We start from the raw sequence: 8,995 nt of genomic DNA on the forward strand, positions 1-8,995 counted from the left end.
TACCGAAGGGGCCGATCCCCTCGTCATGGATCGGCCCCTTCGCTTGTCCCTTCGACTAACCGCGCGATAGCCGAAAGTTGGCTCAGCGAACCAGGACAATGCGACGGACCCATTGGCAGCCGGGAATTGGCAGGGGAACTGCCGGGGTTCGTCACGCGAGCCCGGGGGGTGGCTCGCGCACCGTGTCGCATTGGCCCGAAGATCACTGATCATTAGCCGTTCCCCACGATACCGAGCGCTCCCGCCGAACGGAATACTTTTCGCGGAACTTTCTAGAATTTATTAACGGGTTTAATCGGAGCACCTGCGCGGAGCAGGCAGGACCGCTCCAGCGCAGCTCCCATCCCCCCGAAAACACGGAGGGTCCGATCCTCTCGTCCAGGACCGGACCCTCCGTAACACCCCTCGACTCCCGCGCAGTAGCCGAAAGGTCGCGATTGCCTGACTACTTCGATGAACCGCTCGCCGAGCCGGTTGCCAGCAGCTTCAGAATGGTCTGGACGAGAACGTCCGAAATAATGTCGGTCATGGGTGGTGCTCCGATCGAACCGAGGTGCCAGATCTGTCACTGGCCGTTTGCCCTGGCGACGATACCGAGCCGCCAGCCAGCACGGAAGCCTTTTGCAGGATATTTCTAGGGTTTTTTGCAGACACTGCTAGAACTCCGACTACCTGCCACTTCGCCATCGCGAGAAGGACCGAACCCGCCATCGCATCGACCCGCCACGGCGACCGATTCCGGGTATGCGGACACGCCTTCCCAAAGATCCAGCAACCCAGCGCATTCGACGTCGTCCGGTCACCACGAAAGTGAATTCCATTCGCGCCGCGCAGATTACGAGCACGGTTGCACACCCACTCCCCGCGCGGCTATCCACAGGAGGGGTGTCCACCCCCGATCGGTAACCATCATGTGACTGTCAATTCATCAGCAACTCAGCCATTTTCAGCAGCTCATCAGGCACACTTGTGAGTCAGAATTCACCACTCTGTGGTAGAACTCACCAAGAGTTACGAAGGGTGGATTCGTCATGGAACCAACGGCCGAACAGCGTACGGCACTGGGCATGATCTGCGATACGTTCCTGCCGGGCGACGGGGTCTCGCTGCCGGCGGCGACAGAGCTCGGGGCTGTCGACACGATCTTCCAGATACTGGGCCGCAATCCGCGCGAGGCGGAGCGGAAACAACTGGCAACCCTGCTGGGTCTCTGGGATTCCCGACTGACCGGGCTACTTACCGGCAACGGCTTGCGCCGGTTCTCGACACTGTCGCAGGAGCAACGCGAACAAGCACTACTGCGGCTCGGCGACTCCGGACTCGCGCCCGTGCGCGCCATCTTCCAGGCCCTCAAACAGGCCGCACTGCTGGCCTACAACGTCACCCCGGGCCCGTCCGGCGTCAATCCGCTATGGAAGCAGATCGGCTACCCCGCGCCGACCGGCCCGCTGGGGTCCGCACCACAGCCTGCCCTCACACCGCTGCGCTTCACCGAATCCACCACGCTCACCTGCGATGTGGTCATTGTCGGCTCGGGTGCCGGCGGCGGAGCCGCGGCGGCGGTGCTGGCCGAAGCCGGCCTCGATGTCGTGGTCCTCGAGCGCGGAAACTATTACGACGACCGGGATTTCGGCGCGGGCGAACTGGACGCGCTCACCAAGCTGTACGCACCCGGCCCCGCCGCCTCCGCCGAAGGGCAGATCACCTTGGTCGCCGGTACCTGCCTGGGCGGCGGAACGGTCGTCAACTGGAGCACCTCGCTGCCGACACCCGACAATATCCGCCAGGAATGGGCCGAACTGGGTGTACCGCAATTCGCCGAAGCCGAATTCGACGACGCCCTGAAGGTGGTCGAGCAGCGCATCGGGGTCACCACCGACCGCTCACCGCTCTCGGCGCGCGACAGCGTGCTGGAACGCGGTGCGCAGGCTTTGGGCTGGGATGTGGATACCCTGCCGCGCAATGTCTCCGATGCCTGCGACGCCGATACCGAATGCGGCAAATGCGGCTACGGCTGCCGCCTGGGTGCCAAGCAGTCGGTAACCAAGACCTGGCTCGCCGATGCGGCCGCCAAGAGCGCCCGGCTCGTGATCGATGCCAACGTGCGCAGGATCGACGTGAAAAACGGTCGCGCCGAGGCTGTTTCGGCACTCACCTCCGACGGTGTCGAGATCACGGTGCGGGCACGCGCGGTGGTGGTGGCCGCCGGTGCCATCCAGACGCCCGCACTGCTGCACCGTTCCGGCCTGCGCAACAAGAACATCGGCCGCCACCTGCGCCTACACCCGGCAGCCGCCGTCTTCGGTGTATTCGATGAAGAGATTCGCCCTTGGGAAGGCGGCCTGCAGACTCGAATCAGCCGCCACCACGCCGATCTGGACGGTAGGGGCTACGGCGTCATCTATGAGACCGGACCCATCCATCCGGGCCTGGCGACCGGCTTCATGAGCTGGCGCGGCGCGGCGGGCCACCGCGCCACCATGCTCGACTTCGCGCGCTCGAATTCGATCGGCGTCATTACCCGCGACCGCGATCCGGGCACCGTCGAGATCGACAAGAGCGGTGAGCCGATCGTGAAGTACCGGCTCTCGGATTACGACGCGGCCCACCTGCACACCGGAATCATTGGCGCGGCATCAATTCTCGAAGCCGCGGGTGCCCGACGTATCTTCTCCGGCCATCAGGCGGGCGTGTCCTACGAGCCAGGCGTTCGTGGATCGCACGACGAGTTCGACGCGGCCGCCCGCGCTGCGGGCTACGGCCCGGGCCAGTGTTCGATGGGCGCACTGCACATTATGGGCTCGGCCCGTATGGGCGGCGCCGCGGATATCTCGGCGGTGAACCCGGATGGTGCCACCTGGGATGTCGCGAACATCGTCGTCGCCGATGGCTCCTGTTTCCCGACCGCCCCCGGCGTCAACCCAATGGTGTCCATCGAGGCGATCGCCTACATGAACGCCAAACGACTGGCGGCGCAGCTGATTTAGCGGGCGTGGTGGGTGCGGACCACAGAGAGCTACCGAAAGTTGGTTCTCAGAGCGCCCGAATCCCATCCATCACCGCGCGCAGAATCCCGATATCGCCGCTGTCCCCCGAGAGTGACGGCGGCGATCGGTAGCTCAGGTAGCCGTCGTCGATCAGATCGCCGATCAGCACCTTGCTCAGTGCCAGCGGCAGCTGCAGGTGCGCCGATACCTCCGCCACGGATTGCGCTGTGCGGCAGAACCGTGCGATGGACTGGTACTCGGGGGCGTTGCGCCGCAAGGCGATACCGGAGTCGGCCACCACCAGCGTGGTCATATCGAGTTCGGCCCGCTGCGCACTGCCTCGCCCGCGGGTCACGGCGTAGAGGCGCACCAGCGGGCCCGCATCCTCTTCGTACCAGTGCTCGCGCGGGTCGTTCATGGCTGTCGCGCACCGTCCGCGGGTGTACGCGGGTCGACCGACAGATGGGTGCCGACGCGTTGTACCGTCTGATTCATCTCATAGGCCACCATGCCCATATCGGCGGTCTCCGATGCCAACAGGGCGAGGCAGGCATTGGCACCGGCCGCGGTGATGAACAGGACCGCGTGATCGAGTTCCACCACCGTCTGGCAGACGCCACCGGCCTTGAAATGGTGACCGGCGCTGCGGGCCAGGCTGTGGAACGCCGATGCCATCGCACCGAACCGCTCGGCATCGTCGCGCGGCAGCCGCGCCGAGGAACCGAGCAGCAGCCCATCGGTGGACAGCAGTACGGCCGATTCCGCGTCGGGCAGCCCGTTGACCAATTCGTCGAGCAGCCAGCCGAGATCGATACGCTGGGAAGTGGTCACTGTCGCTCCTCGGATTCAGTACGCGTCCGACGCCCCTGCCGGGTGCCATTCGCGATCGCGCTCATCAGATTTCGCGCCTCCTCGGCCGATCGAGGGCGCGCCACGACGGCCGGTGGCTCCGAACCGGTCTCCGCGCCGGACCGGCGCTCCCGGCGCGGCAGATTCGGTCGATCACCGCGTCCGGCCGACACCTCCGCGACCGGCGGGTGCGCGACCTCGACCCGATCGACAGTCACAGCCGATATCGCGGCCGGTTCCCAGGCCGATGGGCGCGAAGCGGGCACGCGCGATGGCAGCATCCGGTCGGACTTACCGGCGAAAAGCTCGGCAGGGGACGCAGATTCGACCGGCTCCGGACCGTCGTCCTCCGCCCGCGGTTCGAGCACCTCGATGAGTGCCGATGGAATCAGCACCACCGCCCGCACTCCGCCGTAGACGGACTCCGCCAACCGCACCGAAATACCGTGCCGCACGGCTAGTTTCCCAACAACGAACAGTCCGAGCCGGGCATCGCTGGACAGCGTCGCGACCTTGAAGTCCGGCGGATCGGCCAGCAGGTCATTGCGTTCGGCGAATTCGGTATCCGACATACCGAGCCCCTGATCGGAGATCTCGACGACGACACCGCGACCGACCACCATTCCGGAAACGGTGACCGGCGACTCCGGCGGCGAGAAGGCCGTCGCATTATCGGTCAGCTCGGCCATCAGGTGAATCAGGTCGGCGACGGCATGGCTCGCGATCCGCACCTCCGGCAGTCGTCCGGTGTCAATCCTGGTGTAGTCCAGGCTTTCCGCCACCGCGCCGCGCACCAGATCCAGCAGCGCCACCGGATTGCGCCAGCGTCGACCGGGCTGCTCGCCGCCGAGAATAATCAGGTTCTCGGCATTGCGGCGGGCCCGGGTCGCCAGATGGTCGAGCTGGAAGAACAGGTCGAGCTGTTCGGCGTTCTTCTCCTCGCGCTCGGCCTGGTCGAGCAGCGCGAGCTGCCGGTGCACCACCACCTGACTGCGATGGGCGATATTCAGGAAGACCGCATTGATACCGGTGCGGGTCTTCGCCTCGGCGACCGCCGCCGACACCGCCGCGACATGGGCACGGTTGAAGGCGTCGGCCACATGCCCCAGCTCGTCGGTGCCGAAATCCAGTCGCGCCACCTCCGCCTCGGTGTCGATGCTCTCGCCCTCACCCAGGCGACGCATCAGATCGGGCAGTCGCTGATCAGCCAATTCCAGGGTGTCACTGCGCAATTGACGCATTCGGCCGATGAACCGGTTGGCCAGCACCAACGCCGCGAGGAAAGCCGCCGTCGCGATCAGCAGGACCGCCGCGCCACCGAGCAGGGAGTTGCGCGTGGCCTCCGCACCCTGTTCGCGGGCGATGACGTGCGCATCGGCGCTCTGATCCTCCCAGAGCTTCAGCAGTGCCCCATTGACCTGCCCGGTCGCCTGCTGCCAGGTGGCCAGATCCAGCGGCAACGGATCGGTCTTCGAGGTCGATTGCGAGCGCGTCGAGCTGTCGGTGGTATCGGCGGAGACCGGACCGCGCAGCAGCAGCGCGTCGTGCATGGCGGCGACCTCATGCCACGCCGGGCCGCTGGTGATGGCCTGCAACTGTTCGAGCCGCGTGCCCTTCATCACGGTGGCGGAATAGGCCACCTCACTGCGGAATTCGCCGACCAGGCGATTGAATTCGAGCAACTGGGCCGCAGGCAGTTCACCCACGGTCAATGCCACACCGCCCAGGGTGTCGGCCTGCGAGAGCGCCTCGGCGGCGCGCAGCGGCTCTACGCCGTAACCCAGTTCAATGGCGATCCCGGCATCCGGTGCGACCCGCGCCGCGATCATGGACGCGCCGATAATGGTGCCGATCACCGCTGTGAAGAAGCCGAATACCTGATCCGCCGGCATCTGCTGCGAGTCCACCCCGGCCCGCAGGGTCGGGACCATATCGAACAGCTTGTTGAATCCCTCGATATCGGCGGCCGAACCGTCCGGATTGAGCTCGCGGGCGGCATCACCCTTGGCCATAACCGCGGCCAGGGCCTCATCGGAGCGCTGCCGCGCGGTCACGAGACTCCCGATCGCGTCGACGTCGCCCGCCATTCGCAGGAGCGACAGCCGCCGCTCCTCTTCGAACGCCTGCACCATGAGGATCGCCGGGGCGGTGGTGCTGCTGGCCAGTTCGGCCCACTGCTTCGACTCCCGGGCGGATTTCACCAGATACGCGGCGGCACCGCAGCCGATCGCCAACAGGGTGACACTCGAAATGAGAACGATCACCATCAGGCGGACGCGAACACTGACCCAGCCGCGTAACCCATGTCTGATCGAAAAAGACTTCCCACCAACCGATTCACTCGGATCTCGTCGGCTAACCAACGATGAACTGCCAACTTCCGAACGCACTCGGCCCGCCTAACAACGGCCCCGCTCGCCGGGGCCTCAACTTCTCCAAACACACCGGAGTCATGAGTGGTGCGTCACGTTTTCTCGTCGGAAGAGTAACGGAAACATCGCGTTTCGACTATGGGGACGAATACTTCCCACTGGCTGAACTTGTGAAATGACAAAAGGTCTGATCAATGGGGTAAGTCGACCGCCGCCCCCTCACAGCGCGGCGGTCGACTACCCACCCCCTGTGCGGCAGCTCGCGGCCCCGACAACCACTCTAGGTAGCGTCATGATGCCGTATGAAGCATTCGAATCATCTTGGTTTCAAGCGGTTCTCGACACGACGGCCAATGGCCGGTCCACTCGAGGTGGACCGGCCATCGCCTACTCGTTTCGTTTACCGACTCACCGCGACGGGGCCGGGGCGTAGCCGAGGGGCCTGGTGGTGAAGGTTCCTCGACCCTGGGTTCGGCTGCGCAAACGCGTGGCGTAGCCGAACACTTCGGCCAGCGGCACGGCCGCCGTGACCAGCACGAATCCGGTGCGAGCTACCGAACCGGAAATGCGGCCGCGGCGAGCCGCCAGATCGCCGAGGACCGCGCCGACGAACTCATCGGACACGGTGACAGTGATCTCGGTGACCGGCTCCAGGACCTGCATCACGCTGGCGCGCAGCGCATCTCGCAGGCCGAGCCGGGCCGCCGTACGGAAGGCCAACTCCGATGAATCATTGGAGTGCGTCATACCGTCCGTCAGGGTGATCCGCACGCCCGTCACCGGGTGGCCGCCGAGCGGACCGGTCGCGAGCGCGTCCCGGCAGCCGGCCTCGACCGCGCGAACGAACTCGGCCGGAACGCGACCGCCGACCACCTTGGAACCGAACTCCATACCGGGTGCGCCGGGATCAGCGGCGACCAGCGGTTCCACATCGAAAACAATGTGCGCCCACTGACCACTGCCGCCGTCCTGCTTGGCATGCCGGTAGGTGAAGCCCGAGACGCCACGCAGTACGGTCTCCCGGTACGCCACCTGTGGACGACCGACGGTCACTTCGATTCCGCGTTCCCGCCGGATCTTCTCCACCGCGACCTCCAAATGCAGCTCCCCCAAACCGGATAGCAGCGTCTGCCCCGTCTCGGAATCGGTACGCACGACCAGGGACGAATCCTCATCCACCAGTCGAGCCAGGGCCGCTCCCAAGCGCTCGGAGTCGGCATTGGCCCGTGGTTCCACGGCGACCGAGACCACCGGATCCGCCACAACCGGCGGTTCCAGCAGTACCGGCGCTTCCGGCGCACAGAGCGTCGCACCCACCCGAGCCGACTTCGGACCGACCAGCGCGACAATATCGCCGGCCACCGCCCGGTCCACCTCCTCGTGTCGATCCGCCTGCACCCGCAGAATCCGCGCGACCCGCTCGCGACGCCGAGTTCCGGCATCGAGTACGGTGTCACCCTTACCCAGCGCACCGGAATACAGGCGCACGAAGGTGAGTCGACCGGTCGCGGTCGCATGCACCTTGAAGACCAGGGCGGCAAGCGGTTCCGACGGATCGGCCGCACGCACCGCCGCCGCCTCGCCCACCGGAGGTCGATCCAGCGGCGACGGCAGGTACGCCACCACGGCGTCGAGCAACGGCTCGATACCCCCGGTTGCGGTACGCCGCACCACACAGCACCACGACGATCTCACCCGTGCGGGTCAGCTCGCGCAGTGCGGTCCGCAGCGTGTCGGCGGACAGTTCGGCGTGCTCGCAGAACTCCGTCAGTGCTGCCGAATGCCGCTCGGCGACCGCCTCTTCCAACTGTCGCCGCTGCCGTATCGCCTCGGCCATCAGTTCATCCGGCACCGGTAGATCCGCGGGACCGCCCGCGCCCCAAATGAGCGCACGCATCTCCACCAGATCCACCACACCGGAGAACTCACCTTCCGCACCGATCGGCAGCTGAACGACCAATGGCACGGGGTGCAGCCGCTCCCGAATGCTGGCCACGGCGGCATGGAGATCGGCCCCGGCCCGGTCCATCTTGTTGACGAACGCGATGCGCGGCACCCCGTATCGGTCGGCCCGCTGCCACACCGATTCACTCTGCGGTTCGACTCCGGCCACCGCATCGAAAACCGCTACGGCACCGTCGAGTACCCGCAGCGATCGCTCCACCTCATCGGAGAAGTCCACGTGCCCGGGAGTATCGATAACGGTCAACCGGTGACCGTTCCACTCGCAGCTGACCGCCGCCGCGAAGATCGTGATCCCACGATCGCGCTCCTGCGAATCGAAATCGGTGACGGTCGTGCCATCATGCACCTCACCCCGCTTATGCGTCATACCGGTGAGGTACAGCATCCGCTCGGTCACGGTGGTCTTCCCCGCATCCACATGCGCGAGGATGCCGAGATTGCGGACAACGGCGAGATTTCGTCGAGAAACAGTGCTTCGCACAGTAATTCAGTCCTTCGTGCTGATCCGAACCAGAACAGCGCGATTCCCGGACGGGAACTGCCGATGAGACAGCGGAAACCAATCCATCAGGGTCGTGAGAAGTACGCCCGGGTACTCAGTACCGGCCGCGCAGCCGGCACCGAACCGGCGAAGACACCAGGATCACCTCGAACCGCGAACGGGTAGCGACGGCGCACTGCGCACGCATAATCAGCTCCCTTCTCGGTTCAGTGCCGCTCCGGCACCGGGTTCCTGTGAGACTACGCAGTGCGATAGCCCGGCGAAACCGAATATTGCCTCGGAAACGCAAAATGCCCCCCGACCGAAGTCGGGGGGCATTG

At 65.6% G+C, this 8,995-nt stretch carries 6 protein-coding genes; 1 reads left to right on the forward strand and 5 read right to left on the reverse strand.

The annotated features are described in order from the left end of the window. Window positions 1-1,031 precede the first annotated feature (1,031 nt). Entirely contained in the window at window positions 1,032-2,987 is a 1,956-nt protein-coding gene (locus NU1_RS36600) for an FAD-dependent oxidoreductase (RefSeq protein ID WP_067528812.1), read from the forward strand. 46 nt (window positions 2,988-3,033) lie between these two features. Here NU1_RS36600 and NU1_RS36605 read toward each other — a convergent pair whose 3' ends face one another. The 5 genes from NU1_RS36605 to NU1_RS42900 all read right to left on the reverse strand — a co-directional run bounded on the left by NU1_RS36605 (window position 3,034) and on the right by NU1_RS42900 (window position 8,654). Further along, complete coding sequence (locus NU1_RS36605) at window positions 3,034-3,405, reverse strand: DUF742 domain-containing protein (protein ID WP_067528813.1); 372 nt, start codon at window positions 3,403-3,405, stop codon at window positions 3,034-3,036. Beyond that, entirely contained in the window at window positions 3,402-3,818 is a 417-nt protein-coding gene (locus NU1_RS36610; RefSeq protein WP_067528814.1) for a roadblock/LC7 domain-containing protein, read from the reverse strand. Before NU1_RS36610 ends, NU1_RS36605 begins: the two co-directional genes overlap by 4 nt. Further along, window positions 3,815-6,103 carry a sensor histidine kinase gene (locus NU1_RS36615; RefSeq protein ID WP_067528815.1) on the reverse strand — a complete coding sequence of 763 codons (2,289 nt, stop codon included), beginning with the start codon at window positions 6,101-6,103 and terminating at the stop codon, window positions 3,815-3,817. Before NU1_RS36615 ends, NU1_RS36610 begins: the two co-directional genes overlap by 4 nt. A gap of 513 nt (window positions 6,104-6,616) precedes the next feature. After that, complete coding sequence (locus NU1_RS42895) at window positions 6,617-7,777, reverse strand: EF-Tu/IF-2/RF-3 family GTPase (RefSeq protein WP_212762124.1); 1,161 nt, start codon at window positions 7,775-7,777, stop codon at window positions 6,617-6,619. Beyond that, the gene (locus NU1_RS42900; protein ID WP_212762125.1) at window positions 7,668-8,654 is read right to left on the reverse strand and encodes a GTP-binding protein; all 987 of its coding nucleotides are present in this window, start codon (window positions 8,652-8,654) and stop codon (window positions 7,668-7,670) included. Before NU1_RS42900 ends, NU1_RS42895 begins: the two co-directional genes overlap by 110 nt. Window positions 8,655-8,995 lie beyond the last annotated feature (341 nt).

This window comes from Nocardia uniformis NBRC 13702, assembly GCF_001613345.1.
GTDB classification, from domain to species: Bacteria; Actinomycetota; Actinomycetes; order Mycobacteriales; family Mycobacteriaceae; genus Nocardia; species Nocardia uniformis.

Coding starts and splice junctions, on each gene's coding strand:
- NU1_RS36600 (WP_067528812.1), top strand. CDS start 1,032: ATGGAACCAACGGCCGAACAGCGTACGGCACTGGGCATGATCTGCGAT.
- NU1_RS36605 (WP_067528813.1), bottom strand. CDS start 3,405: ATGAACGACCCGCGCGAGCACTGGTACGAAGAGGATGCGGGCCCGCTG.
- NU1_RS36615 (WP_067528815.1), bottom strand. CDS start 6,103: ATGGTGATCGTTCTCATTTCGAGTGTCACCCTGTTGGCGATCGGCTGC.